Genomic DNA, 26471 nt, shown 5'->3' on the forward strand with positions numbered 1-26471 from the left:
ATCGACATTCGTCTATGTTCAGGCTATGTCGCCCGGTCTTTTCAGCTTCCTGCCTCGCATCACCAGTGTTGCTGCTTTCACGCCGTCTCCAAAAGGTACAATGACGGGTAAAAGTTGGATTTTTACAAGATCAATGCCCGACCAAGGTCGAACCCAAACAAAAAAAGCGCTGCTTACGGATAAGCAACGCTTTTCAGTTTTATTTACAAACTTTGCAGACGAGGGGCTAGAAATCAAAAAACACCGTCTCGCCTTCGCCTTGCAGGCGGATATCCAAGCGATAACGCACTTTGCCATCAGCTTCTTCCCGCTTGGCAATCAGGGTTTGCCGACGCGCCGGAGACTCGATACGTGATAGCACCGGGCACTGCGCATTCACTTCAGCCTCATCATCAAAATAGAGCCGCGTTTGCAGGTGGATGTTCACTCCACGGGCAAACAGCGTCAGGTTAATATGCGGTGCCATTAACTGCCCGCTAGGGTGCTCCACCGCGCCGGGCTTGATGGTGGTTAACGACCACTCGCTACCATGATCAAATGTGGTGGCGGTACGCCCAAAGCTGTTGAACGGCTTGCTGAGGTCGTAATCGGCTTGATAGTGGCCGTTGGCATCAGCTTGCCACGCCTCGACAAACGTATCGCGCACCAGATCACCGTTGCCGTCGATGACGGTACCGACCACTTCGATATGCTCACCCTCAGCATTGGGTTTGGCCATCTCGTTCCAGATCTCTTCCTCACGGACGGGGTTGCCTGCCGCTGCGAGTGCAAGACCAATATGCACGTAGGGGCCAGCGGTTTGCGAGGCAGTTTCACGCAGCATCAGCGCGCTGGTCGGCTGGCTGTTGGGCTGAATAGAAGGCTGTTTCATGATGTATCCTCGCCCTTATTGGTTTTCAAAGTAGGTTTGCAGCTCGCCGCGCACCACAATGTCAAAGCGATAGGCTAGGCAATCCATTGGCTTGCTGTGGGCCATATCCAACCGTCCGATCATAGTTTCAACGGCGTCAGGGTCCTTCAGCGTATGCACAATCGGGCAGAGAGGAATCAGCGGATCGCCCTCAAAATACATCTGGGTAATCAACCGAGTAGAGATTGAAGGGCCGGTGACTGATACGTGGATATGCGCGGGTCGCCAGCTATTCATGTCGTTGGGCCATGGGTAAGGACCAGGCTTGATGGTACGGAAACGGTAAAAGCCTTGGTCATCGGTCAAACAGCGACCTACACCGCCAAAGTTAGGATCCAGCGGTGCCAGACACTTATCGTTTTTGTGGCGGTAGCGACCACCGGCATTGGCCTGCCACATTTCCACCAGCGTGTGCGGTACTGGCTTACTGAACTGGTCGACAACTCGGCCAAACATGATGATCCGTTCACCTTGCGGCAACCCCTGACCTTGGCTGAAATTCATCAGTAGGTCGTTGTCATGCGGCCCCATGCGCAGATGACTAAAATTGGGACCAGTCAACTCAGATACGGTCGGCTGCTGCATGCTCACTAGCGCTTGCTGCGGCGAGCGTGCCACCGAAGTTTTGTAGCCCGGCGCGTAGGCAGGCGGGTGCCAGTTGCGGTCACGGGTCACAAAGCGGTTATGATTATTTTGCATGGCAAAATGCTCTTTATGGCTACAGGGGCAGAGGGGCATTGCCCCTTTACACTTTTACTCGCAAAGTGTGACCTGCGGCTCAGCCCTTGCCAATTGAAGAGTCATCTTCGCCCATAACTCATAGGTTATGGCTTTTGCGACCTTGGTTGAATGCGCTCAGCTGCCACCTGGCGTAGGGTTTCGCAAAACGCTTCACGGGGCAGCGACGTTTCCATGCTCGCATTCGTACAAATGCCCACCGAACCACCATGGGCTTCAAACGGCAGCGCGACCTTCACCAACTGACCTTTTTCCAATTCTTCGGCCACCGCTTCCCGGGGGGCTATCCAGAGCGCATCACTCTCCAGAGTGTAGCGATAGCTAACGGGCAGCGAGAGAGTTTCCAGCAGCCGCGGCGGCAGCTTAATGGCATGGCGCACGCAGAAACTGTCCACCTGCTGTCGCAGCGTGGTCTGCGGCGGCGGTAGCGCCCAGGGATAGGCAACCAGTTGATCCGCCGTGACCGGCGTGACGTGGGCAAGCGGGTGCTCTTTTCGCGCGACGATAACCAAAGGCTCATAATAGAGGTGTTCAAAGTAGAGGTCGCCAATCTCTCGCGCCTCGGTCATCCGCCCAACCACCATATCCAGCTCGCCCAGGCGCAGGCGCGACAGTAAATAGGCGCTGGCCCCGGTCACCACCGATACACTGGTATCGCCCTGGCCCGGCGGCGCGGCGGTATGCCAGCGCTGTATCGCCACTGGCAACAGGCGGCTCTCAACAGTGGAAAGCGCCCCGACGCGCAGCCAACGCCCGCCCCGGTGGGCATCGCCAATAGCGCTGACGCCTTCATCCAGCGCCCGTATGGCAGGGCCTGCATGTCGGAGCAGCGTCAACCCCGCTTGGGTAAGCGACACGCCTTGCGACGTGCGTTCGAAAAGCGGCGCTTCAAGAATCTCCTCAAGCTCGCGTATTGCCTTGGAAATGCCCGGTTGAGTAATCGCCAGCGCCTCGGCAGCACGCGCAAAGCTGCGCCGCTTGGCCACTTCGAGAAACGCCATCAAGTGACGTAGTTTGATTCGAGCGTTCAGCATGGCGTTCTATATCAGCGAAAAAAGATGCCCTACTTTCGCCGATTAGCGCAAACAATGAAAACGCTAAATTGACGCGAGTACGGTAAGCCGTGTGTCAGCCTGCACGCAGCTGGATATAACCAAGCTGCAAGCAAGGAGTAGCTCTTTTGCGATAGAGCGTTTCATCACTTAACCCTCTTGTTGTCTTTGTTGAGGGGTACAGCACCATCACACTGCTTTTGGCTATGCCGGGGTGTTGGCACTTCGATCAGCAATGGCTCACTCACTTTGCAAATGCATTGTTCTTAAAAAAAACAACCGCTCATGGAGCCACTAATCTACTCACCCCAGCCCAACTCCTTAGCGAGGGCAAAGGCGTGATTGGCGGCCGGAACGCCACCGTAAATCGCCACGTGCATCAGTACCTGGCGCAGTTCAGCTTCTGTCAGCCCAATCCGCTTAGCCGTTTTTAGGTGCAGCGTTAACTCTTCACGGCCAAGCGCGGCGAGAATACCGGTGGTAATCATGCTGCGCTCGCGGCGGGTTAGGTCGTCATTGGTCCAAAGCTCGCCCCAGGCCAGGCGGGTAATCATCTGCTGGAAGGGGGCGTCCAGGCTGTTGGCGTTGGCGGTAGAGCGCGCTACATGCTCGTCTCCCAGTACCTGCTTGCGGGTCTCCAGGCCTGTGGCGTAAGCCACGCCGTGGTTCGCCACGTCGCCCAAATCGGCGGCGAGCACCGTGAGTAACTTTTGTGCGAAGTGCGCCGGGGCTTCTACCGAGGGCACGTGGCCCACGCCGTCAAAAATCTCCAGTGGGACGCCGCCGAGTTCCTCAGACAGCGCTTCCAGCGTCGCGGGCGGGGTGGCCATATCTTCGCTGCCGCCAAATAGCTGCATTTCTACGTGCTTCGACGCCAACTTACCGGCAAACGTATCGCGGCCAAGCATTTCGCACAGCTGAGCGTAGGACTCATCGTCGCCACGGCCCATTTGTACGCACCATCCCGCTTGCAGCGCCGGGCTTGCCTCAAAGGCCTTTGGTGCAAACCAGCGCGGCACGATCTCTTCAGACATCGCCGCCAAGCCTTCCTGCCGCACGCGGCCTGCGCGGGTATTCCATAAGTCCGGGTTGCCGATCACTGCGCCGGTGTTGGTCAGCGTCGCAGTAAGCAGGCGGTCAGGGTGCGCCGCAATCAACTGCTGGCCGACCACGCCACCAATTGAGGTACCGGCGAAGTGAAAGCGCTCAGCGCCAGCAATATCTGCCAGCGCCAACGCTTCAGTGGCCAGGTCAGCGGGCGTAATCTGCTCACCGCTGACCGCTTGGCTTGCGCCGTGGCCGGGTAGATCCCAGGTCAGCACTCGGTAGCGGGGCAGCAGCGCGGGGATCACGTCGTCCCATACCGCTTGGCTCATGCCCAGCGGATGCGCCAGCACGATAAGTGGATTCACTTCCGAGCCGAGCAATCGGTAAGCGACGCTGCGGCCATTGATGCTATGAAATGCCATGATGGTCTCCGTTAAACGCGTTCAATCAGCGTGGCGATACCCTGCCCCACACCTACACACATGGTACACAGTGCGTAGCGCTTGCCGCTGTTTTGCAACTCATGGGCGGCGGTCAGCAACAGGCGGGCACCGGACATACCCAGCGGGTGCCCCAGCGCAATCGCGCCGCCGTTCGGGTTGACGCGTGGGTCGTCGTCGGCCAGGCCGAGGTCGCGCATACACGCTAACGCTTGGGCGGCAAATGCCTCGTTGAACTCAAACACATCGATATCGTCCATGGCAATACCGGTGCGCTTCAGCAGTTTCTGCACTGCCGGTACCGGCCCGTAGCCCATGATGCGCGGCTCGACGCCTGCCGTGGCCATACCAATAATTTTCGCCATCGGCTTAAGACCGTGCTGTTTGACCGCCGCTTCGCTGGCCACCAGCATGGCTGCCGCGCCGTCGTTGACACCGGAGGCGTTACCCGCCGTGACGCTGCCACCTTCACGAAAAGGCGTCGGTAGGCCTGCGAGCTTCTCCAGCGTGGTTTCCCGCAGATGCTCGTCCTGGTCAAAGATCAGCGGTGCCTGCTTGCGTCGCGGGATTTCGATGGCGGTGATTTCCTGGGCAAAGCGCCCGGCCTTTTGGGCGGCAGCGGCCTTCTGCTGAGAGCGCAGGGCAAAGGCGTCCTGATCTTCGCGAGAGATATTGAACTGCTCGGCGACGTTCTCTGCGGTCTCCGGCATGGAATCGACCCCAAACGCTTTCTTCATCAGCGGGTTGACCAAGCGCCAGCCAATGGTGGTGTCTTCGAGTTTTTGACTACGGGCGAAGGCGCTATCGGCCTTGCCCATCACGTAGGGCGCGCGAGACATGGACTCCACGCCGCCGGCCAACGCCAGCTCCATTTCACCCGCTTTAATGGCGCGAAACGCGGTACCCACCGCGTCCATACCCGAGCCGCACAGGCGGTTCATGGTCGTGCCGGGTACCGAAGTGGGAATGCCCGCCAGCAGCGACGACATGCGCGCCACGTTACGGTTATCTTCCCCGGCCTGATTAGCACAGCCCATGAAGACTTCTTCAATGGCGGCAGGGTCGAGATCCGGCGCTTCTGCCAGTACGGCTTTAAAAATCGTCGCGGCAAAATCATCCGGGCGTACGCTGGCCAGGGTGCCACCAAAACGTCCCACGGCGGTGCGGCGGGGATGACATAGAAAGACGTCTTGCATAACAACATCGCTCATAAATAGCTCCTTTATGCGTCCGCGTGGGCCCGTTCGGTGCGCGCTTTGAGCTCACGCAAAATCGTCAGCTCGTTTTCGCTGGGCTCTGGAGTGCTTTCGAGCTGTTCGGCAAAGCGGATTTCCCAGCCGGTCGCGTCAATAACGTCTTCGCGGGTAACGCCAGGGTGCAGCGATACCACCACCAGCTCCTTGGTCTCCGGATCAGGCTTCATCACGCACAGGTCGGTAATCACCCGGGTGGGGCCTTTGCCGATATTAGGTACGTTATCGCGCCCTTTGCCGTCGCGGCCAAAGCCTAGCGTGGTGACGAAATCGACGTCTTTCACAAAGGCCCGCTTGGAGTGCTTCAAGGTGATAAACACTTCACCGGCATTGGTGGCGATTTCTGGTGCGCCACCGCCGCCCGGCAGGCGTACCTTAGGCGCTTTGTAATCGCCGATCAGCGTGGTGTTAAGGTTAGCAAAGCGGTCGATTTGCGCGGTGCCTAAAAAGCCCACGCTCACTTTGCCGCCCTGTAGCCAGTAGCGGAACATTTCGGGCACTGCCACGGTGGTCAGCGCTGACTCACACAGTTCGCCATCGCCGATGGAGAGCGGCAGCGTATCGGGCTTGGTTTGCAGCGTGCCGGACTCATAAATCAGCACCACATCAGGGGCGTGAGTCAGCCGCGCCAGGTTGGCGGCTTCCGAGGGAAGGCCGATGCCCACAAAGCAGGTCATGCCATTTTCAAGTGCCCGCGCAGCGGTCACCGACATCATTTCAGAAGAGGTATATTCCAGACTCATTAGGCTTTCTCCCCTGCATGATGTTGGGCAACGTTATAGACGTTGTCATCGAGCCACTGGGTGAAGGTGTCGCGGTCGCGAGCAATCGCATCCCACTCTTTATAAAAGCGGTTGCTGCGGCCGTAGTAGCCGTGGGTGTAGGAAGGCAGCGCGCCTTTCTCCGCTACCGCAACGGCGCTGATGGCCCAGCTGGGAATCACGCAGGCGTTGGGGGTAGCCCCCAGGCCATCAACAATCTCTTCCACCGTGACAATACTGTGCTTGGCGGCGAGTACGGCTTCTTTCTGTACGCCAACGATACCCTCTACCAGCACGTTTCCCTGACGATCCGCCCGTTGGGCGTGGATAATTGAGACGTCCGGACGCACCGACGGCACGGCGGCCAAGCGCTCACCGGTGAACGGGCACTCGATGAATTTGATTTGATCGTTGACGCTGGGCAGTTCGCTGCCGATGTAGCCACGAAAAACAGCCAGTGGTAACCCCGCGGCGCCCGCTTCGAAGGCGCAGGCCATGGCAGCGTGGCTATGCTCAAGAATCTCGATCTTGCACGGCCAGCCTTTCTCAACCGCATCACGCAGGCGGTGTAGCGATCCCACACCAGGGTTACCACCCCATGAGAAGATCACTTTTTTAGCACAACCCGCGCCAATCATCTGATCATAGATGATATCGGGGGTCATGCGGATCAGCGTCAGGTCACGTTTTTTCTGACGGATCACTTCGTGACCGGCAGCAAACGGAATCAGGTGGGTAAAACCTTCCATGGCCACGGTGGCGCCGTCTTGGACGTAGCGCGCTACCGCGTCATGCAAGCTGAGAAACTCGGCCATGATGGGTGCCTCTTAGCGGGTCGTTGGCGTATTTGTTAGTGAACTACAGCATATTGTTCGTTGAGCGAACATAGATCCTCTATACGAACAATCTACTGCTGAACATTCATTGGGTCAAACCCAACGGCGTCCACCTCACGGCCTACCGAATCCATCACCCCTTTCACAATCGAACTTAACGCTTTGTTTTTAAATACGCTTATTGGATTTCTAGCCATTTTCTGGCGCGCATGACCTGGGCCGCGCTGCTACCAAGGTATAAAGCGGGGTCGCAGGCATTACGCAGCGCCTCGGGGTCTACGGCCCCTTTCACATCAGGATGATGGGCGAGCACATCAGAATAGGTGCGTGCTTCCCGGCGTGAGGTTTCTGCTGCTTCTGCGCTAACAGCCTTGGCTCTATCCGTGCCTAGCGTAGGCGCCAGTATACGTGCGACGGGCTCCGCCATAATGCCGCCGCCAGTGGCCGACAGATTGCGCCACATGTTGTCGGGGTACACCTCGAGCCCCTCCAGCAGCACGGCCACTTGCTCTAGCGCACCCTCTACCAGCAGAGCGCTTTCCATCAGTGGCGCCCACTCCGCGTGCCACTCCCCCAATCCACGCTCAAGGGGTTGGGCGGCAGCGTTGATCAAAACGCTGGTGTGGCCATGCACTTGCCGCGCCGCGCCGCGAATCAGCGCGCTGCGTACTGGATTACGCTTATGGGGCATGGAGGAGGACTCCCCCATCCCGGGTGCCGAGGGTTCCGCGACTTCGCCGACCTCGGTCTGGGTGAGTAGCGCCACATCCAGGGCGATTTTTTCAGCGGCACCGGCGACCGCGTCTAACCCCGTACCGATGGCATGAATGGGGTAGCGGTCGGTATGCCAAGGCAGCACCGGCACCGCCAAGCCTAACCGCTCGGCCAATGCGTCCATCCACTCAAGCCCAAGGTTATCCCAACCCGAGTGCACGCCCACCGCGCCACCAAACTGAACGGGTAGCTCAACAGCGCTTAAACGGCGGCGCGCCTGCTCCAGGCCAATTGCCCAGTGAGCCACCTTCACCCCAAAAGTAACGGGGAGTGCCTGCTGCATTAACGTTCGACCCACCATGGGCGTATCAGCGTGAGCGTTCATCAACGTGAGCGCCGCTGAACGGCAGCGCACCAACAGTTCATCCAGCGCTGCCAAGCGTGGTTTAAGTAGGAGCATCAGCGCGGAGTCGACGACATCCTGGCTGGTCGCCCCTTGATGCCAGTAACGCTTGATGTCATCGGAAAGCAGCGAGCGGCTCTGCTTTACAAACGGAATCGCCACATTGCCACCGCTGGCGATGCCCGCTGCGATCTCTTCGCTATTGAAAGCCGCATTTTCCAACTGTTCGTGCATTTGCTGGCTAACCCCAGCAGGTACCGCGCCGCTGGTTTCCTGTACCTCGGCCAGGACTAATTCAAAGGCCAGCATGGCATTCACCATGGCGTCATCGTCACACTCAGCGACGGCGCGCTGGCTCATAAAAGGATGCTTTAAAAATCCAGCAGGCATGGGCGTTACGCCTCCTATTAACGTTGTTCAGAACCAGCAAAACAGTTCATAAAGGCACGACTTAGAACAGAATTGTACATATGTTCGTCATTCGAACCATACGCTAAATAGGCCGGTACTTACGATTGCGACAGCGTGGCGTCAGTGCCCACGTAGCGCAGTACCATCTCGGTAACGTGATCTTCTAGTTTGCGCTGGTTCTCAGGCGCGGCTTGTTGCCAATCAAAAATCCGCGAAAAGGTGTGCTGGTTTGAGACATTGAAAAACGACAGCGCGCTAATCAGCCAGTGCAGTTCCCGAGGATCCAAGCCTTCACGAAAACAACCCTCTTCTACACCGCGGATATAAACGTTGGTGAGTACATCAATCACCCCGGCATTGAGTGATTGAATCAACTCTGACTGCGCTAAAAAGCGGCCATGATGAATATTTTCGATCATTACCAGGCGAATAAAGTCAGGGTTTTTGGCGTGGTGGCAGAAGGTAAAACGCACCAGTCGGCTAAGCGCCTCGAGCGGGGCCAGGTGGTCAAGATCCAGCTCGGCCTCCTGCAGGCGCACTTTCTGGTAGGCGGCTTCCAAGGTGTGTAGGTAGAGCGTCTCTTTATCATTAAAGTAGTAGTAAATCATGCGCTTAGAGGCGCGTGTTTTCTCGGCGATCTCATCGATCCGGGCCCCAGAGAGGCCTTTTTCTGAGAATTCGCGGGTAGCCACCGCAAGAATATCGGCGCGTACGGATTCGGGGTCATTTTTACGCCGTCGCCCCGCGGCAGGGGGACTGGCCTTGGTAGAAGGAGCTGTCATAGAGCATGCCTTTTATTGTCGTGGTCGTCTTTGGTCTAGTATGCCATAGCTTGACTGAACGTACCATTTCGTACATTGTTTATTGTGACAGGATGGAACGGCTAAACACGCCACTGCTTTAGGCTTTTCCAGACCTTATAACAACGGCCCGACAAGAGGACAACAACAATGTCTCTGACCCCTATGTTTACAAGCCCTATGTTTACCAACCCCAAGTTTATGGCCCCAAGGTTTACATTGAAGCAACTGCCTTTGAAACGCGCGCTGACGGCGGCCCTCGCGACGGCAACGCTGGTTGCCGCAGCGAATGCTTCTGCCCAAACGCTACGCTTTGCCCACGTCGACCCCGATGACTGGACCACCTCCAAAAAAGGCGCGGCGGGTCAGGTGTTTAAAAATCTGATAGAAGCCGAAACAGATCTCACCGTAGAGCTCTACCCCGCCGGAGCACTAGGTGGCGAAACCGAGCTGATTGAAGGCGCTCAGGATGGCACTATCAGCATTGCGATGGTCTCCGGCGCCTATGCCAACTTCTGCCCGGCGGTCGCTGTCACGGATATCCCGTACACCTTCCCGTCTGCGCCAGTGGCGTGGCAAGTGATGGATGGCGAGTTTGGTACAGCGTTGGCCGAGCACTGCTTGCAGGAAACCGGCCTACGCACGCTGGCTTACGGCGAAACGGGCTTCCGCCACTTCACCAACTCCGTGCGCCCGATCAACTCGCCTGAGGATATGGAAGGCCTGAAGTTCCGCGTTCAAACCATTCCGCTCTACCTGGAAATGGTTAGCGCTTTGGGTGGCGAGCCCCAGGGTATTGCCTGGGGTGAAGTACCCACAGCGCTGGCTACCGGCGTAGTCGATGGCCAGGAGAACCCGATCTCCGTGATCTACGGCAATAATTTCTATGAGTTTCAGGATTATTTGACCCTGGATCGCCACGTTTACGGCGTCGATCACCTGCTGATTAACGATGAGATCTTTCAGTCGCTAAGCGAGGAAGAGCAAGCTGCCGTTAAGCGTGCCGCCGTGGTTGCGGGTACCACCGGCCGTGCCATTCAGCAGTTCAACTCGGCTGAGGGGATCACCAAACTGGAAGCAGAGGGCATGGAGATCACCCAGCCCACCGCTGAGCAGATGGAGGCCTTCCGCGAAGCCGCCCAGCCGCCGGTTCAGGCGTACCTGACCGAAGAGCTTGGCGATGACGCAGAGTGGATTGAGCGCCTTTCTTCCGCTGTGGAAGAGGCGTCCGCGCGCTTCTAACCCCTGCCTAAACAAAGCGCGTTGCGAGTGGGCCTTAGGTGGCCCACTCGCGACCCTGCGTGCCTGACTATCGATCGAAGGTGCTCTTATGTCTCATCTTCTCGCCCGGCTACACCGCGGCCTGATCCTGTTCAATGGCAGCTTGGCAGGGCTTGCCATGGTGCTTATTTTCCTGCTGGTCGCGGGCAATGCCTTTGCGCGCTACACCTATGGCGGCTCCATTACCTGGGGAGAAGATACCGCCATCTATTTGATGATTTACGGCCTAATGTTTGGCATGTCCTGGGCGTACTTGCAGGACAAACATATCGGCTTTGACCTTATTCGTCGTCTACTGCCGCCGCGCTGGGTGCGCTGGCAGGCCGTGGCCGTTGACCTAGTAGTGCTTGTGGTGGGCATTGGCTTGATGTGGTCAGCCGTTGAATTCCTCGCCTCCCGCGGAGGTCGCACCTCGTCGAGCACAGGAATGCCAATGTGGCTGTTTCAAGCCTCCATGCTCATCGGTGGCGCGCTGCTCTGTCTCTCTGCACTGGTAATGGGCGCGCTGCGTCTGTGTGATCAGCGTGGTGAGGAGGCTTCATCATGATTTTTATACTACTTTTAGCCCTCGTACTGCTCGGGGTGCCGTTTGCCTTTGCCATCCTCGGCTCATTGACGGTGTTAATGAGTACCGGCGATTTGCCCTACCACATCCGTATCGTCTCGCAGCAGTTTTTCGGCGGTATGGAGTCCTTCCCACTGCTGGCGATCCCGCTGTTTATTCTGGCCGGCGAGCTGATGAACGAAGCGGGTATCACCCATCGAATTATTAACCTGGCCACCGCCATTGTCGGCCGCCTAAAGGCGGGGCTGGCACACGTCAATATCTGGGCCTCGGTGATTTTTGCGGGTCTTTCCGGTTCGGCGATTGCCGACACCTCCGCGTTAGGGCGGGTGTTTATACCGTCAATGGAAAAAGAGGGCTACCCCCGGGATTTTGCCGCTGCGCTCACCGCTGCCTCTTCGGTCATTGGCCCGATTATTCCACCCAGTATTCCGGTGATTATCTATGCACTGACGGTGTCGGGTGTGTCGGTACCGGGACTGTTTTTGGCTGGTATCGTGCCGGGCTTTTTGCTGGCATTGGGGCTCTCCATCTACGTCTACTTTTTTGCTGGTGACCTTGGCGCCACCCAGTCAAAACAGCAGTCGCGCCGCCACGCCCTTCTCCACGGCCTGCTGCCCGCGCTGATGCCGGTGTTTGTGGTCGGTGCCATTCTTGCCGGTATCGTCACGCCCACCGAGGCGGCGGCCTTTGCCGTGGTCTACGCGCTGATTCTGGGCGTGGTGCTCTACCGCAATATCAAACTGGTGAATCTGCCTGGCATCTTCGCCCGGGCCATGCGCGACAGCGCCGTGATCATGGTCATCATGGGGGCCGTTGCCGCAGCCAACTGGGTATTAACCTTCGAGCGCGTGCCCAACATGCTCACCGAGTGGGCGCTGATGAGCATCGACACCCAGTGGACTTTCCTGATTGCCGTCATTCTCCTGCTACTGGTGGTGGGGCTGTTTTTGGAGGGCATCGCGGCCATTTTGGTACTGGTACCCATCCTTCACCCCATCGCCATGGCGCTGGGTATCGACCCGCTGCACTTCGGCATCGTGGTGATCTTCAACCTGATGATGGGGCTGATCACACCGCCCATGGGGCTCTGCCTGTTTGTTGCCGACTCCGTCTCCGGCGTGGGAATGGGGCCGATTATCCGCCGCATTCTGCCGATGCTGGGCGTGCAGTTTTTGATTCTGTTGCTGATTACCTTCGTACCAGCGCTGGTCACTTTCCTGCCGCGCCTGGCGGGTTACTGATATTACTCAATGTAAGGAGCGTGATGCCATGTACTCATCCATTGCCACGGTTTGCCTAAGCGGATCACTGGAAGAGAAGGTAGACGCCATTGCTCAAGCCGGCTTTGAGGGGCTTGAGCTGTTTGAAAATGACCTCACGGCGTTCACCGGCACGCCGCGGGAAGCGAGTGAGTTGATTCGCTCCCGCGGCCTTAAGCTGGTGACGCTTCAGCCGTTCCGCGATTTTGAGGGTCTCCAGGGCCGCGCACGGGAGCGGGCCTTTGACCGCGCCGAGCACAAGTTTGACCTGATGGAGGAGCTCGGCACGGATCTGCTTATGGCATGCAGCACCGTTCATCCCGACTCACTACCGGGACTAAGCCGCGCCGCCGATGACTACTATGAGCTCGGCGAGCGTGCCGCGCGGCGTAACCTGCGAGTGGCCTATGAAGCACTGGCCTGGGGCCGCCATATTCACGACTACCGCGACAGCTGGGAAGTGGTGCGCCGCGCAGCCCACCCCAATGTCGGCCTGGTACTGGATACCTTCCATATTTTCTCCCGCCAGACGGAGCTGGGCACCATCGGTCGCATTCCGGGGGATCGCATCTTTCTGGTTCAGACCGCCGATGCGCCGCGTCTCTCCATGGATCACCTGTCGTGGAGCCGCCACTACCGCTGCTTCCCCGGCCAGGGTGAGCTGCAGATGGATAAATTCATGGCCATGTTGGATGAGACCCGTTACGACGGCCCGCTCTCCCACGAGATCTTTAACGATGTCTTTCGCATGGGGCACAGCGACCAAACTGCCCGGGACGGCCTGCGTTCCTATCACTTGCTACGCAGCATGCAGGGCGACAGTGGCATTCCCGCACCACAGCCGATCGAGTCGGTCGCCTTTCTGGAAATCGCCGTTGAGCCTGCGGATTTAGCACCGCTGCGCGAGCTGCTCAGTGCGTTGGGTATGGCCTGCGTGGGGCGCCACCACACGCTTAACGCCGAGCGCTGGGCTGCGGGCGAGGTTAATCTGGTGCTCAACACTGACGCGAGTTTCACCGGCCGTGTGCCGGGGCGCGACGCTACCGCCATCACTGCCATTGGCCTACGCGTAGGCAACGCCTATGAAGCGTTCAAGCGGGCGGACAAGCTTGGCTACGATATTGTCGAGCCCGAAGAGGTGGGTGCCAGCCACCGCATGAGTGCACTGCGCAATGTGGATGGCAGCCTTTCCTACATTATTGATGACTCGCAGCTAAGCCGCACCTGGGATCGCGAGTTCCCTGTCGATGTGCAGCCGGTTCCTCAGGGGGCGCTGGTGGATATCGATCATATCAGCGTGGCGCTCTCCTACCACGACTACCTCTCGCTGATGCTGCAGTACCGCGCTATTTTCCAGCTGGCGCCAACGCCCTCCTTCGATGTCACCGATCCCCGCGGGCTGATCCAGAGCCAGGTGCTGCAGAACCACAACGGCCGCTTTCGTCTGGCGCTTAACGCCAGTGCCTCGCCGGATACCGCCAGCAACCGTTTTGTGCGCCAATACGGCGGCTCGGGGATTCACCATGTCGCCCTGCGCACCAGCGCCATGCGCGACACCAGCGCTGCGCTGCAGCAGGCGGGCACGCCGGTACTGCCAATCCCCGGGAATTACTACCGCGACCTGGCCGCGCGCTTCGACCTGCCAGCGCAAACCCTGCAATGGATGCAAGAGCACCACATCCTCTTTGATCAGGACAGCGACGGTGACTTCCATCAGCTGTATACCCAACCCGGCCGTCAGGCGTTCTTCTGTGAGCTGGTGCAGCGTGAAGGGTACCAAGGGCTGGGTGCGCCGAATGCTTTTGTGCGCGTCACCGCGCAGCAGCGCTTGGAAGCGGAAATTGATGGTATTGCCCAAGAAACGCCAAACCACGACTCGGGAGAGAGCCAAACATGATCAAACTTGGACTGGTAGGCGAAGGCATTGCTAAATCGCAATCTCCCGATTTGCACGAGCGCCTGGGTGCGTCGTTGGGCGAGCCGGTACGCTACGATTTAGTCGATAGCCGGGGAGCGACGGATTTTGATTTTTCCAGCGCGATACGAAGGCTGCGTGACGAGGGGTACCGGGGCACCAACGTTACGTTCCCCTTCAAGGAAAAAGCCGCACAGCTCGCCGATATCCGCGGTGAAGGCGTACGGCGGGTAGGCACCGCCAACACTCTACTGTTTGACGCTGAGGGGCTGCGCGCTGAAAACACCGATTACACCGGTTTTATCAGCGCCTACCGCCACTCATTCGGTAGCCAGCCCGCTGGTGAGGTTCTACTGATCGGCGCCGGTGGCGTGGGCCGTGCGGTGGCGTGTGCGCTGGGGGAGCTTTCTGTTAGTTGCATACACATTCTTGAACATGACAGCACCCGGGCTGAGAACCTCAGCCGTGATCTTAACGCGATGGGTATTAAGGCGACGTGCATCACGCCAGAGCAGGCTCAGCAGGAACTGCCTCATTGGCGGGGCGTGGTTAACTGCTCACCTATTGGCCATATCAATCACCCCGGCTGCCCCATCGATACCGCCGGGCTGGGTGCCCAGCATTGGGTCTTCGATGCGGTTTACATCCCCGCCCACACCGAGCTGTTAAACGCCGCCCATCAGGCGGGCGCCAAAACACTGTCGGGTGTTGATCTATTTGTGTTCCAGGGCGTGGATGCGTTTCGCTTCTTCACCGCCGATTGCATCGCCTCTGAACAGATCGACCCGCATGTAATACCGCTGCGTACGCATTATATCGAGCAGTTAGTCGCACCACAGCGCTCTAACTCATAAGCAAGGGCCTCGCCAATGCCACCACCTGCTCCTGTAATGATGGCAACCGTACCCTTTAACTCTGTATTGAACGCGTTATCCGTGGTGTCCATATCAAATTCTCCCAAGTTGAAACAAAACGACACAACTATATTTAGATTTACGGTGTGTGGTACTTTACATACTAGATGCAGTCACCACTCACTGTGCGGAATACCTATGGCTCCCAAACCTCTTAAGATCCAGCGCCCCCAGTCCCTGGCAACACTTGTTATGGAGCGGATTCGTGATGCTATTGTGTCTGGTGAGTTCACCTTGGGTGAGAAAATCTCAGAAGAGTCGCTCGCCGAAACGTTTGGTGTCAGCCGCTCGCCGGTACGCGATGCGCTAAACGCACTGCAATTTACAGGCTTGGTTGAAATCCGTCCCAAGCGAGGTAGTTTTGTCTTCAATCCTACGATCGTCGACATAGGTCAGCTGTGCGAATACCGTGAAATGCTAGAGCGTGAAGCCTGCACCCTCGCCATGCGAGGCGGAGGTGAGACATTGATTCAAACTCTTCAAGGGCTGTTCGATGAAATGGCCAGCGCTCATAAAAGCGGTGACACCCGGCGCTATGCCGCACTGGATACCGCCTTTCACAAAGCATTCTTCCAACACTGTTCCAACGCATTGGTACAGGACGCCTATATGCTGGTCGAAGCACGACTAGCGACAATCCGAACCGTACTGACAGCGGCCAGGGAAGAGCGCCGCGAGGCCAGCTATACTGAACATGGCGACATCATCGATGCTCTAAAACAACAGGACATGGCTAGGTTTGAGAGAGTGCTGAAAACGCATGTTCACCGCACTCAACTCGTTGCCGTCGAACGCTTATCCGAAACGGATCATGATGCCTCTGCACCGGCTCGATCCACCGTCAGGCTTTAACGCGAAGGATATCGCGGACGGACGGATTAGCGAGATAAGTCGGCTCACGTCCCTGCAATACGTCGACGATGTTCTGCGCAGTCTTTGAGCGAATCTCGAACTCGCTACCTTCTGAATACCAAGCGCAATGCGGGCTAGTAATAACATTGGGCAGCGATAATAGCGGGTGATCAGCGCCAATCGGTTCGGCTTCAAACACATCGAGCCCTGCGCCTGCAATTTGGCCACCTTTCAGTGCACGTACCAGCGCATCCTCGTCAACCACTGGGCCGCGGGCGGTGTTAAGCATTAGCGCCGTGGGCTTCATCGCCGCAAACTGTTCATCCGAAATCATGTGCCGGGTTTCATCGGTCAGCGGAACATGTACTGACAAGATATCGGATTCGGCGATTAACTTGTCGTAAGTCACCAGCTCAACACCTGCGGCCTTCGCAACAGCTACATCGGCGTATGGGTCATGCGCAATAATACGCAAACCAAAATTCGACATCTTGTGTGCCATACGCTGAGCAATTTGACCGAAGCTAAGAAAGCCCAATGTTTGCCCACGTAACCGCGATAGTGGCTTGGCAACGGTGTAGTCCCATGTACCTGCTCTTAAGGCTCGATCATAGGTGCCAATGCCTCGTTTCAGCGCCATCATGAGTGCAATCGCATGATCCGATACCTCTTCCAATGAGCCGTCTGGCACATTGGCAACATAGATGCCAGATTCGGTGGCACGCGACACATCAATAGTGTTCAGCCCAATACCGTAACGAGAGATAACCTGACAACGCTCTAGTTTATCGATTACCCCTGCTGTCAGTTGGCAATACTGATTAATAATGGCATCCGCATCGGCGCAGGCAGCGATGGCCTCGGCTTCTGTCTTGCACTGAGCTTCGATTAACTGAAAACCAGCCGCTTCAATGACCGCTCGCTCAGGCGCTAAATCGGGAAATTCAAAATCGGTAACGACAATCTTGGGGTTCATGAACGCGCTCCATACTGGTCATCAAAGGCATTGAAGAAGTCCTGGTTTACGATGTCGGTGAACTGGCTGTAGTTATGCTGATCACCGACATTCGCTGGAGTACCGTCCTCGCGCAGGCGGACCAACGCGTTCTCCATGGCCTTGCTCGCGGTAAACAGTAGGGTGACGGCATAAAAAACGACCGAGAACCCCATTTCCTGCAGTGCCGCCTGGTTCAGCTTGACCGTTTCGTTGCCATCCACGATCGACACGACCTTAGGCCCTTCGACAGATTTAGCGACGGCCTCAATTTCGGCGATGGTTTTAATGCCATCGACAAACACCAGGTCGACACCAGCATCCTGATACATTTTCGCCCGGCGAATCGCTTCCTCGGGCCCTGCGGCAGGCATCGCATCAGTGCGACCAATGATCAGCATATCTTGGCTACCACGTGCGGCGATGGCGCCTTTTAAACGTCGTACATTGGCATCGGCATCGATCAAGCGTACACCCGCTCGCTGGCCACAGCGTTTAGGCGCCTCTTGATCCTCCAAATGGATCGCGGCGACCCCGGCTTGCAGGTATTCCTGCACGGTGCGGTAAATGTTGTTTGGCCCGCCATAGCCGGTATCGGCATCGGCGATGATGGGGATATTGACAGCGCGCACCATATTACGGGCGTGCTCGGTCATCTCAGTCTGGGATAAAAGCCCAATATCGGGCATCCCCAAACGACTGGCAGTGGCACCAAAGCCCGTCATATAGATAGCGGGGAAGCCTGCTCGCTCGACCAAGCGCGCCGATAGAGAGTCGGGGGCGCCAGGAGCAGCGATAATATCGCCCCTGGCAATCATTGATTTAAGCAATGATGCCTGAGTGATCGGTGTTCTTTCCGTCATTGGGATACCTTTTTTCGTAAAGATTTTCTGTGTAAGCATGCCAGTGTTAGCGTCGCCCTCCGGCAATGCGCAGCACCTCGCCAGTGGCATAAGGGGCGTCCAGTAGCAGCCATTCAGCGGCAGCGGCAACTTCGATACTGAATTGCTGTATCACCCCCGTCATGAATAGCGCGCAGACCACCACAACCAGTCCATTGACCAATGCCAGCATCGCTCGTCGTAACGACGGTGGTGCGCCAGCTCGAAACCGATATGCATATTGCGATGCATTGCGGCAATAGCTCCTCCAAATCCGAAAACAGGTGCCGTAAGCACACCGCCATCTTGTTTATGTAGAGTGTTACATACAACATACAACAACCGAGGCAGATACCGTCAAGGAAAAGTTTTACTAAAGCGCTGAAAAAAATTAGGCGAGCGATATAAAAGCTGACTACTTACGCTTATTCGCCTCGACAGGGAATATGGAGGCTCGCTATTGGCGAGGAAATAGCGTTTTGCTGCACGTAAAGCTCAATATATTTCTGCTAAAACTATCAGTGTTCACAAACAGGACATGAAAAATTAATCAATAAAAACAGCTGCTTGTATTTATTTAATACTTTTGGCTAAGACAAAGAGCTCCATTAAAGCTTGACGCGCCTCGCCTTTTGAACTGAAGTGTTGCGTGTTACATACAACAAGATATCCATAACAATGTGAGAGCATGTGATGACTCATTTAAAGAAAAGCCGCCTATGCAAAGTACTCAGTTTTGCCTCGTTGATGGTTCTTGTATCATCACCACTGCAAGCCGACAGTTGGCCGGATAAACCCATCAATCTTATTGTTCCTTGGGGAGCTGGCGGTGGTACGGATGCGACGGCACGCATGATTGCCGTATTGCTAAAAGAAAATCTTGGCGTACCTGTTCCCGTCATTAACCGCACAGGTGGCTCTGGCGTTGTGGGCCACTCAGCTATTGCCAATGCTGAAGCAGATGGCTATACCATCGGGGTCGCCACGTTAGAAATCGGCGGCATGCATTATCAAGGCCTGACAGAACTCAGTTATAAAGATTTTTCACCTATTGGGCTTTATAACGCTGACCCTGCTGCCATTTTTGTATCATCTAGAAGTAACTATGAAAATATCGAAGACTTATTAAGCGATATCCGCTCATCCAGCCATCGTGAACTGAAAGCCAGTGGATCGGCGCAAGGGGGCGTAAATCATATTGCAACTGCCGGGATGCTTCTGGCTTCGGATATACCTGCCGATAAGGTTGCCTGGGTTCCGTCTGAGGGAGCTGCGCCTGGTCTCCAAGACCTTGCAGCAGGAGGAATTGACTTTGCCGCCGCTTCAATGCCTGAGGCACGTGCACTGATGGACGCTGGGCTCATTAAACCGCTCGTGTTACTTAATACAGACAGATCCCCGGCATCACCAGAACTGCCTACGTTTGAAGAAGCCACTGGTCAGGATTGGTCTTTTGGTTCTTGGCGCGGTTTGGTGGCACCAGCCGGGGTTGATGAGGCGATCATTGAAACACTACAAGAGAGTATGAGCGCTGTGGTGAGCGATCCTACTTATTTAGAGTTTATGGAAAATCGGGGCTATGAAACCTTATGGCTGGAAGGTGATGACTTCGTAGAATTTATGGAAACCTCTGACCAAAACATAGGCCAAACATTAGAATCTTTGGGCATTGTAAAATAATACGGAAGGGTACATTAAATTTAATGTACCCTTTTTAATTTTGGATAATAAAAGTATGAAATTCAATGATGTAATACTGGGAGCAGTATTTATTATTGCTGGCCTGTTAATTATTTCTCATGCTAACACGTTTCCTGAGATGCCTGGCCAAATGGTAGGCCCCTCTACTTTCCCGACTTTAATTGGTAGCGGCTTTCTTCTTGGAGGTATTTTAATAGCTATCCAATATTTCAAATCAAGGAAAAAAACACCTTTCATAGCAGTAAATGAAGGATGGTTAAAAAAAGCACGAATACTAAGTTTCTCAGTCGTAATTGTGGGCGGCATGTTATTCGCTCTTTGGATTGAAACAGTTGGCTTTGTATTAGGGGGAATTTTACTGGTCACCGCATTACTATGGTTAGAAGGGCACCGTAAGCCATTCATACTTGGGATTGCTGCGACCTTTGTGATGCTGATTTATTATTTGCTATCGCATCAGCTACGTGTCCCGCTTCCATCAGGATCTTTTATTTAGGGAATATTCAAAATGATTGATAATATTGCGAGCGCCCTTCCCTTAGTATTTAATTACACGACACTAAGCATTATTTTTGCTAGTGCGTTATTTGGCCTGTTTGTTGGCGCTATCCCTGGCCTTTCAGCCACAATGGCGACCGCGATATTGGTGCCCATTACTTTTTTTATGGATCCAGTGCCTGCCATCGCCGCTATCGTAACAACAGCTGCTATGGCGATTTTTGCTTCTGACATTCCTACCGCCTTACTGAGAATTCCTGGCACAGCTGCATCGGCTGCGTATGTTAATGATATGAATGGCCTCGCAGTTAAAGGTAAAGTAGGTCATGCTCTTGGTATATCGGTTTTTTGTGCTGCTTTTGGTGGTATCTTTGGTTCATTGGTTCTAATGTTTACTGCACCGAAGCTTGCCTTAGTATCATTAAACTTCACTTCCACAGAGTACTTTTGGCTGGCACTACTCGGGTTGACGGCGGCGGTGATGTTAGGTAGTGGTTCAATACTTAAAAGCTTGCTTTCACTGGGCATAGGGCTTTTTATTGCAACCATTGGCCTCGACTCAACCGCTGGACACCCTCGCTTTGTCTTTGGAATAGATGCGATACTTTCAGGAGTTGCCTTTATTCCTGCATTAATTGGCATGTTTGCTATTCCCGAAATTATTCGCACAATCGTTTATAAAGACTCAAGCGAAGAAGCACCTGTACATGTCAGTGTTCGCTCTCTATTCTCAGGGCTAGGCAAGACCTTATATAAGTATAAGATTAATATGGTGCGTGGCTCTGCGATAGGCAACGCAGTAGGAATTTTGCCTGGTGCTGGTTCAGATATTGGAAGCTGGATTTCATACGCTGTCTCCAAAAAAATGTCTCGGTATCCCGAAAAATACGGCTCAGGCCATGATGAAGGATTAGTCGACGCTTGCTCTGCTAACAATTCTTCACTTTCTGGTGCTTATGTTCCCGCGATGGTATTTGGCATTCCTGGAGATTCAATTACAGCGATTGTCATCGGCGTTCTCTATGCCAAGGGACTAAACCCTGGGCCCTTGGTGTTCATTACTAAAGGTGTAGAAGTAACTGCTATCTTTATCACTTTCTTAGTTGCCAACTTATTAATAATCCCTCTTGGATTGGTTGCCATATTAATTTCACGCCATCTTTTACAGGTAAAAAAATCAATTTTAATTCCTTTCATTTTAATCTTTGCCATAGCTGGCTCTTATGCTATCGACAACACATACACGGGCATTGTGATTATGCTGTTATTGGGACTGCTAGCCTACTTTATGGAAGAGAATGGTTTGCCTGTAGCTCCTGCTATTTTGGGAATAGTTATGGGGCCAATGCTTGAAAGCAATTTAATTACATCTCTCATAAAAAGTGACGGCAATTTTCTTGAGTTTTTCTCACGCCCGATAGCTGCAACGCTTGGTATTATTACACTTTGCATATGGTTTATGCCTTTATTACTAGGCCTTCTCCGAAAGTACCAAAACACTCAACGCAGTGGGTACTTATAATGAGTCAAAAACTCCATATTGGAGCCGTTCAATCATTGACTGACATAGTTACTGAGAGGCTTCAGTTAGCTATTATAAATGGTGATTTTGCCCTTGGTGAAAAGATCTCTGAAGAAGCGCTTTCTCTCAAGTTAGGTGTAAGCAGAACCCCCATTAGAGACGCTCTAGCAAGACTTCAAACAGTTGGTCTTGTTATCGTAAAACCTAAGCGTGGCAGCTTTGTGTTTAAGCCAAACAATTCAGATGTAGTAGACATTTGTGATTTCCGGTTTATGGTAGAGCTACAAGCGGCAAAACGTAGCTTTTATAAAAAACCAATAAAACTAGTAAAATCGCTAGTACATATTGCTCAAAAAATGCACGTTGCAATGGAGAGTAACAACGCTTTCGAATATTCAAAGCTAGACAACTCATATCACCAAACTTTTTTTGAATACTGTGACAATAAATACTTGAGCAACGCATTCAACTTAGTTAATAGTCGCATTGCTGCTTTACGAGTCTCTATCACTTCTCCTCAAAGTGAACTAAGAGCAATAAGCTTTAGAGAACATATAACAATGATTAACCACTTGAAAGAAAACAAAATATCTGCATTTGAAGAAACACTCCATGAACACATAATGCGCACGCAAAATGTTTATCTGAAAGCGCTGGCTATCCAAAACAGCAATAAAAAACCAAAGTTTAAGGGGTTAATGCTTCAGGAAAACAAGTAGAGAGACTGTACCCAAGAACTTTTTACGCGAAAATATTCTAGAAATGCAGTGTTGATTCTGCTGCTGATTACTTTCATACCAGCGCTGGTCACTTTTCTGCCGCGCCTGGCGGGTTACTGATGTTACTCAATGTAAGGAGCGTGATGCCATGTACTCATCCATTGCCACGGTTTGCCTAAGCGGCTCGCTGGAAGAGAAGGGGGACGCCAGCGCCTCGCCGGATACCGCCAGCAACCGCTTTGTGCGCCAATACGGCGGCTCGGGGATTCATCATGTCGCCCTGCACACCAACGCCATGCGCGACATCAGCGCAGCGCTGCAGCAGGCGGGCACGCCGGTACTGCCGATTCCCGGGAATTACTACCGCGACCTGGCCGCGCGCTTCGACCTATCGGCGCAAACCCTGCAATGGATGCAAGCGCACCACATCCTCTTTGATCAGGACAGCGACGGTGACTTCCATCAGTTGTATACCCAGCCCGGCCGACAAGCGTTCTTCTTCGAGCTGGTGCAGCGTGAAGGTTACCAAGGGCTGGACGCGCCGAATGCTTTTGTGCGCGTCACCGAGCAGCAGCGCTTGGAAGCTGAAATTAACGGCAGCGCTCAAGATGCTGCTGTTTGACCCTGACCGTCTGCGGGCTGAAAACACCGATTGCATCGCCTCTGAACAGATCGATCCGCATGTGACACCGCTGCGTACGCATTATATCGAGCAACTTGTCACGCCTTCTGTTCACTCCATGCCATGAAGCGCAAGAGAAATAGCGTACAATTATTCGTTATTCGAACTTAACCATTTGCCTTCATGCGCTAAGGGGCCGCCATGCTCGCTATACTTGGGATTACCACGCCCATATTCCTACTAATTGGCTTAGGCTATATAGCGAGATGGAGCGGCATTATCCAGCGCGAGCAGATGCAGGGGGTGGGCGTCTTTGTGCTCTACTGCGCACTGCCCGCGCTCGTGATTCGAGCGTTAACCCAGCAGCCTCTGGGAGATATTTTCAAGCTCAACTATCTGGTTGCTTACGGCCTGGGCTCTATCGCTGTTTTCGGGTCGGGGTTACTGCTCTGCTTAAAACTACAGCGCCAACCACTTAGCGCCAGTGCTATGCAGGCACTCGGTATGGCAGCAGCTAATAGCGGCTTTGTCGGCTATCCCGTGGCAGTCATGGTGATCGGTTCACCTGCGGCAGTGCTGTTGGCGCTCAATATGATCATTGAAACGCTGATTATTATTCCTATGGCGCTGATTCTGGCCGAAATGGGCAGCCATCAAGGTTCCAGCGTATGGAAAACGGTCAAACACACAGCGCTTAGCCTAATCAAAAATCCGGTGCTGATTGGTTTACTGGTCGGCATTAGTCTCGCGGTATCCCACGTACAGATACCTGGCCCGCTGTTTAAAGCCATTGATATGCTAGCCGACGCAGCTGGCCCTGCGGCGCTTTTCGTCATTGGCGGGGCGCTGTTTGGCCTGCAGGTGAAAGGAATGGCCAGGGACGTTGGCCAAATAGTGGCCGGCAAACTCCTCTTTCACCCGCTGGCTATATTCATCGCCTTTTATCTTGTCCCAGGTATCGACCCACTTTATATGGCCGGTGCGCTGCTGTTTGCTGCCGCACCGTTGATCAGCATTTACCCCCTACTCGGCCAGCGCTATGACTTAGCCGGGGTGAGCGCGGCGGCTCTGCTGGTGGCGACTATCGCCTCCTTCTTTACGCTTAGCCTAATAATTTGGTTGATGACGATGTCGGGACTGATGACGTTTTAACGTTTGGGTTTATACAAAAACAAAGATTGATGACCGCCAAGGATAACAAAAATGCATCCACACTCTGATCAAAGCAGAACATCTCAGCATCACTGCGCCGTGGTGACCGGCGGGGCTAGAAACATCGGCCAAGCCATTGCACTGCGTCTCCAGCAAGAGGGTTACCAGGTTATCGTGGTGGATATTGTTGAGCCGGAAGCAGCGTCTTTGCAAGCTGATGCCGTCCTGGTCGACCTTGCCGATGCCGATGCCTCTCGCCGGGTGATGGCGAAAATAGCCGAGCGCCATACGGTGACCCGGTTGATCAATAACGTAGGCATTGTCGCCCCCGCGCTGCTTGAAGAGACGCGGCTTGAAGACTTCGACACATTAATGCACCTGAACGTCCGCTCGGCGCTGATATGCACACAGGCACTGCTGCCTTCCATGAAAGCAGCCGGTATGGGGCGCATCGTCATCAATGCCAGCCGCGTGGTGCTCGGCAAAGAGGCGCGCACCATTTACAGCGCCACGAAAGGAGCGCTGCAGTCTATGGCGAGAACCTGGGCGTTGGAGCTGGCGGAACACGGCATTACGGTTAACTGCGTTGCCCCAGGGCCCATCGCTACCAGTGCCTTTTGGGAGAATAATCCTCCCGATTCTGAGCGCGCCCGTCGCATCATCGATAATATTCCGTTAAAGCGTATGGGCCAGCCCGAAGACGTAGCCCAGGCCGTCAGCTTCTTTTGCGACGACCGAAGCGGCTTTATGACCGGCCAAACGCTGTTTGTTTGCGGCGGTGTTACGGTCGGATAGGCCAACCAAGGGCTGCGCGCTCAGCGCAGGAATACTCCCCCTTATGCGCCGCCCAGCTCGGCAAGTGCCTGGGCCAGCGAGTTGGCTTGGCGACGCTCATACAGCGCAATTTCATCCGTCACGGCGGTGCCCAGGGCCTGCTCAAACGTCTGCTGGCTGGAGTGGCTGCTGTACTCATCGCGCGTCCCATCGCCCAGGTTAGACTGGAAGATGCCCGCCGCACTCACCGGCAGAAAATCTTCGTAGATCATGGGCGTTGCCACCAGCGCACCCGTTGCTAAAAGCCGTTCGATGTTATCGCTAGTGGCGTCCTCTGCCGTGGTAGCCCCCGGCACTGCACGGTAATGGAAAAATGCCAGCTCTTGGCGGCGCAGCGCGTCTTGATCATCAGGAAACTCAGCAAACGCTTGGGCTAAATGAGCTTGATGGTCAGCATTAGAAACGGCTGGTTCGCCCTGACGTGAAGCAGCCAGCAACTGGTCGTAAAGCATCCGCCCTTTACGGGTCAAGGCAACCCCGCGCTGCTCGATTTCACCAAAGCGCGCCGTATGCTGGCCTTCTGCCTCATCCGCAAAGTAAATGGACTCCTCCAGTGCTTTAAAACTGGTTTGCCGTAATAGAATTGGGCAGTGGCGCCTAGGCGGCCCTTCAATAATCGCCTTCGGGGTAATACCTTTTGTCGGCATGCGCTGCTGCACCGCGTCTATGTCCAGGGTACGCGGGGTCAAGTGGTTGATATGCGGCCCGCGGAAGCAGACCACATCCGCGATCAGGCGATGCTCTTGGTGTAGCGCTTGATAGGTCGCTAAATCGACAGTGGCATCGCGGTGCCAGCGGAAGGTTTCCAGCGCCTCAACCACAAAGGTTTCGGCCTCGGCTTCGTTGAGCCCACCCTGAGCCTCAAAGCGTTCGATCAGGGCGACGGCCTGCGGGGTGACGATCTCTCGCGACGCTATAATCGCCGCCGCCCGATCGCGCAGCTCGGCATCCGCAATGAGCTCAAGCCGGAGTAACGACGTGAACAAACGGAAAGGGTTTAACTTCAGCGCTTCATCGTCAATGGGACGAAACGCCGTTGCATGAACAGGCACGCCAGCGACTGAAAGGTCATAGTAACCCACCGGAAACATGCCCATAACGGCAAACATGCGGCGCAACAGCGCCAATTCTTCGGGGCTGCCCACCCGGATAGCGCCGTGTCGCTCAACGTGCAACCGCTCCATCTCACCGTTTGCAGTGAGCGTGTCCGCTAGCCTGACATCGCGCTCAATGACCTCTCGATTAACGTCCGCCACCAGCGAGAGCAGCGTGCCGTACTGGGGTACCTCTTGCTGATACATATCGGACATCGCTTGGGAAAAACGGTCGCGGATACGATCGGCACTATAAAAGTGGTCACTCATTGACTTGTTCTCTTGTCACATTCAAATGTT

26 protein-coding genes are annotated in these 26471 nt (G+C 54.9%); 13 read left to right on the top strand and 13 right to left on the bottom strand.

Features of this window, described 5'->3' with window-relative positions; translation table 11 throughout:
- Positions 1–226 precede the first annotated feature (226 nt).
- The 9 genes from pcaG to K7H09_RS07255 form a co-directional block, all read right to left on the bottom strand.
- A complete protein-coding gene (gene pcaG, locus K7H09_RS07215) occupies positions 227–871 on the bottom strand; it encodes a protocatechuate 3,4-dioxygenase subunit alpha (protein WP_022521163.1) in 645 nt (214 codons plus the stop codon).
- 15 nt (positions 872–886) lie between these two features.
- Positions 887–1609 (bottom strand): protocatechuate 3,4-dioxygenase subunit beta, encoded by a 723-nt coding sequence (gene pcaH / locus K7H09_RS07220; RefSeq protein ID WP_022521162.1) that lies wholly within the window; start codon positions 1607–1609, stop codon positions 887–889.
- A 125-nt stretch (positions 1610–1734) separates the two neighbouring features.
- The gene (gene pcaQ / locus K7H09_RS07225) at positions 1735–2682 is read right to left on the bottom strand and encodes a pca operon transcription factor PcaQ (protein WP_022521161.1); all 948 of its coding nucleotides are present in this window, start codon (positions 2680–2682) and stop codon (positions 1735–1737) included.
- Between the two features lie 317 nt (positions 2683–2999).
- Positions 3000–4169 carry a bifunctional 3-oxoadipate enol-lactonase/4-carboxymuconolactone decarboxylase PcaDC gene (gene pcaDC, locus K7H09_RS07230; RefSeq protein ID WP_022521160.1) on the bottom strand — a complete coding sequence of 390 codons (1170 nt, stop codon included), beginning with the start codon at positions 4167–4169 and terminating at the stop codon, positions 3000–3002.
- Between the two features lie 11 nt (positions 4170–4180).
- The gene (gene pcaF, locus K7H09_RS07235) at positions 4181–5383 is read right to left on the bottom strand and encodes a 3-oxoadipyl-CoA thiolase (protein WP_053857155.1); all 1203 of its coding nucleotides are present in this window, start codon (positions 5381–5383) and stop codon (positions 4181–4183) included.
- Between the two features lie 26 nt (positions 5384–5409).
- Positions 5410–6183 (bottom strand): CoA-transferase subunit beta, encoded by a 774-nt coding sequence (locus K7H09_RS07240; protein WP_022521158.1) that lies wholly within the window; start codon positions 6181–6183, stop codon positions 5410–5412.
- A complete protein-coding gene (locus tag K7H09_RS07245) occupies positions 6183–7016 on the bottom strand; it encodes a CoA transferase subunit A (RefSeq protein ID WP_022521157.1) in 834 nt (277 codons plus the stop codon). Before K7H09_RS07245 ends, K7H09_RS07240 begins: the two co-directional genes overlap by 1 nt.
- A 199-nt stretch (positions 7017–7215) precedes the next feature.
- Complete coding sequence (locus K7H09_RS07250; RefSeq protein ID WP_230804237.1) at positions 7216–8544, bottom strand: class-II fumarase/aspartase family protein; 1329 nt, start codon at positions 8542–8544, stop codon at positions 7216–7218.
- 119 nt (positions 8545–8663) lie between these two features.
- A complete protein-coding gene (locus tag K7H09_RS07255) occupies positions 8664–9347 on the bottom strand; it encodes a TetR/AcrR family transcriptional regulator (RefSeq protein ID WP_022521154.1) in 684 nt (227 codons plus the stop codon).
- Between the two features lie 168 nt (positions 9348–9515).
- On the opposite strand from K7H09_RS07255, the gene K7H09_RS07260 reads away from it, so the two are divergent.
- From K7H09_RS07260 to K7H09_RS07285, 6 genes are all read left to right on the top strand, one after another.
- Positions 9516–10607 (top strand): DctP family TRAP transporter solute-binding subunit, encoded by a 1092-nt coding sequence (locus K7H09_RS07260; RefSeq protein ID WP_022521153.1) that lies wholly within the window; start codon positions 9516–9518, stop codon positions 10605–10607.
- An 88-nt stretch (positions 10608–10695) separates the two neighbouring features.
- Positions 10696–11193 (top strand): TRAP transporter small permease, encoded by a 498-nt coding sequence (locus K7H09_RS07265; RefSeq protein WP_230804238.1) that lies wholly within the window; start codon positions 10696–10698, stop codon positions 11191–11193.
- A complete protein-coding gene (locus K7H09_RS07270) occupies positions 11190–12455 on the top strand; it encodes a TRAP transporter large permease (protein WP_009286280.1) in 1266 nt (421 codons plus the stop codon). The genes K7H09_RS07265 and K7H09_RS07270 overlap by 4 nt, the downstream gene beginning before the upstream one ends.
- Positions 12456–12483: 28 nt before the next feature.
- Positions 12484–14370: a bifunctional sugar phosphate isomerase/epimerase/4-hydroxyphenylpyruvate dioxygenase family protein gene (locus tag K7H09_RS07275; RefSeq protein ID WP_230804240.1), complete on the top strand. Its 1887-nt coding sequence runs from the start codon at positions 12484–12486 to the stop codon at positions 14368–14370.
- Complete coding sequence (locus K7H09_RS07280; RefSeq protein ID WP_230804242.1) at positions 14367–15242, top strand: shikimate dehydrogenase family protein; 876 nt, start codon at positions 14367–14369, stop codon at positions 15240–15242. The genes K7H09_RS07275 and K7H09_RS07280 overlap by 4 nt, the downstream gene beginning before the upstream one ends.
- Positions 15243–15440: 198 nt before the next feature.
- On the top strand, positions 15441–16154 hold the full coding sequence (locus tag K7H09_RS07285) for a GntR family transcriptional regulator (RefSeq protein WP_159177793.1): 714 nt from the start codon (positions 15441–15443) through the stop codon (positions 16152–16154).
- On the opposite strand, the gene K7H09_RS07290 is transcribed toward K7H09_RS07285, so the two are convergent.
- From K7H09_RS07290 to K7H09_RS07300, 3 genes are read right to left on the bottom strand one after another with little or no spacing between them, the layout of a single operon-like run.
- A complete protein-coding gene (locus tag K7H09_RS07290) occupies positions 16144–17130 on the bottom strand; it encodes a C-terminal binding protein (RefSeq protein WP_161463594.1) in 987 nt (328 codons plus the stop codon). The two genes, K7H09_RS07285 and K7H09_RS07290, sit on opposite strands and share 11 nt — an antisense overlap.
- The gene (locus K7H09_RS07295) at positions 17127–18011 is read right to left on the bottom strand and encodes an isocitrate lyase/PEP mutase family protein (RefSeq protein WP_223828055.1); all 885 of its coding nucleotides are present in this window, start codon (positions 18009–18011) and stop codon (positions 17127–17129) included. The genes K7H09_RS07290 and K7H09_RS07295 overlap by 4 nt, the downstream gene beginning before the upstream one ends.
- 46 nt (positions 18012–18057) lie before the next feature.
- On the bottom strand, positions 18058–18222 hold the full coding sequence (locus tag K7H09_RS07300; protein ID WP_230804244.1) for a hypothetical protein: 165 nt from the start codon (positions 18220–18222) through the stop codon (positions 18058–18060).
- 500 nt (positions 18223–18722) lie between these two features.
- Between K7H09_RS07300 and K7H09_RS07305 the strand changes: the two genes are divergently transcribed.
- From K7H09_RS07305 to K7H09_RS07335, 7 genes are all read left to right on the top strand, one after another.
- Complete coding sequence (locus tag K7H09_RS07305) at positions 18723–19709, top strand: Bug family tripartite tricarboxylate transporter substrate binding protein (RefSeq protein WP_230804246.1); 987 nt, start codon at positions 18723–18725, stop codon at positions 19707–19709.
- Positions 19710–19764: 55 nt separating this feature from the next.
- A complete protein-coding gene (locus K7H09_RS07310; RefSeq protein ID WP_230804249.1) occupies positions 19765–20226 on the top strand; it encodes a tripartite tricarboxylate transporter TctB family protein in 462 nt (153 codons plus the stop codon).
- Between the two features lie 12 nt (positions 20227–20238).
- Positions 20239–21750 (top strand): tripartite tricarboxylate transporter permease, encoded by a 1512-nt coding sequence (locus K7H09_RS07315; RefSeq protein WP_230804251.1) that lies wholly within the window; start codon positions 20239–20241, stop codon positions 21748–21750.
- Positions 21750–22469, top strand: a complete 720-nt coding sequence (locus K7H09_RS07320) for a GntR family transcriptional regulator (protein WP_161463597.1) — start codon at positions 21750–21752, stop codon at positions 22467–22469. Before K7H09_RS07315 ends, K7H09_RS07320 begins: the two co-directional genes overlap by 1 nt.
- A 148-nt stretch (positions 22470–22617) precedes the next feature.
- Positions 22618–23091, top strand: coding sequence for a hypothetical protein (locus K7H09_RS07325; RefSeq protein ID WP_161463598.1), 474 nt, complete (start codon positions 22618–22620; stop codon positions 23089–23091).
- A gap of 201 nt (positions 23092–23292) precedes the next feature.
- Positions 23293–24243 carry an AEC family transporter gene (locus K7H09_RS07330; protein ID WP_230804253.1) on the top strand — a complete coding sequence of 317 codons (951 nt, stop codon included), beginning with the start codon at positions 23293–23295 and terminating at the stop codon, positions 24241–24243.
- A 51-nt stretch (positions 24244–24294) separates the two neighbouring features.
- On the top strand, positions 24295–25038 hold the full coding sequence (locus K7H09_RS07335) for an SDR family NAD(P)-dependent oxidoreductase (protein WP_051912793.1): 744 nt from the start codon (positions 24295–24297) through the stop codon (positions 25036–25038).
- Between the two features lie 41 nt (positions 25039–25079).
- On the opposite strand, the gene hglS is transcribed toward K7H09_RS07335, so the two are convergent.
- On the bottom strand, positions 25080–26441 hold the full coding sequence (hglS, locus tag K7H09_RS07340) for a 2-oxoadipate dioxygenase/decarboxylase HglS (RefSeq protein WP_144810011.1): 1362 nt from the start codon (positions 26439–26441) through the stop codon (positions 25080–25082).
- Positions 26442–26471: the final 30 nt, after the last annotated feature.

Origin of the sequence: Halomonas sp. IOP_14 (assembly GCF_021021315.1) — a bacterium.
Lineage (GTDB): Bacteria > Pseudomonadota > Gammaproteobacteria > Pseudomonadales > Halomonadaceae > Vreelandella > Vreelandella titanicae.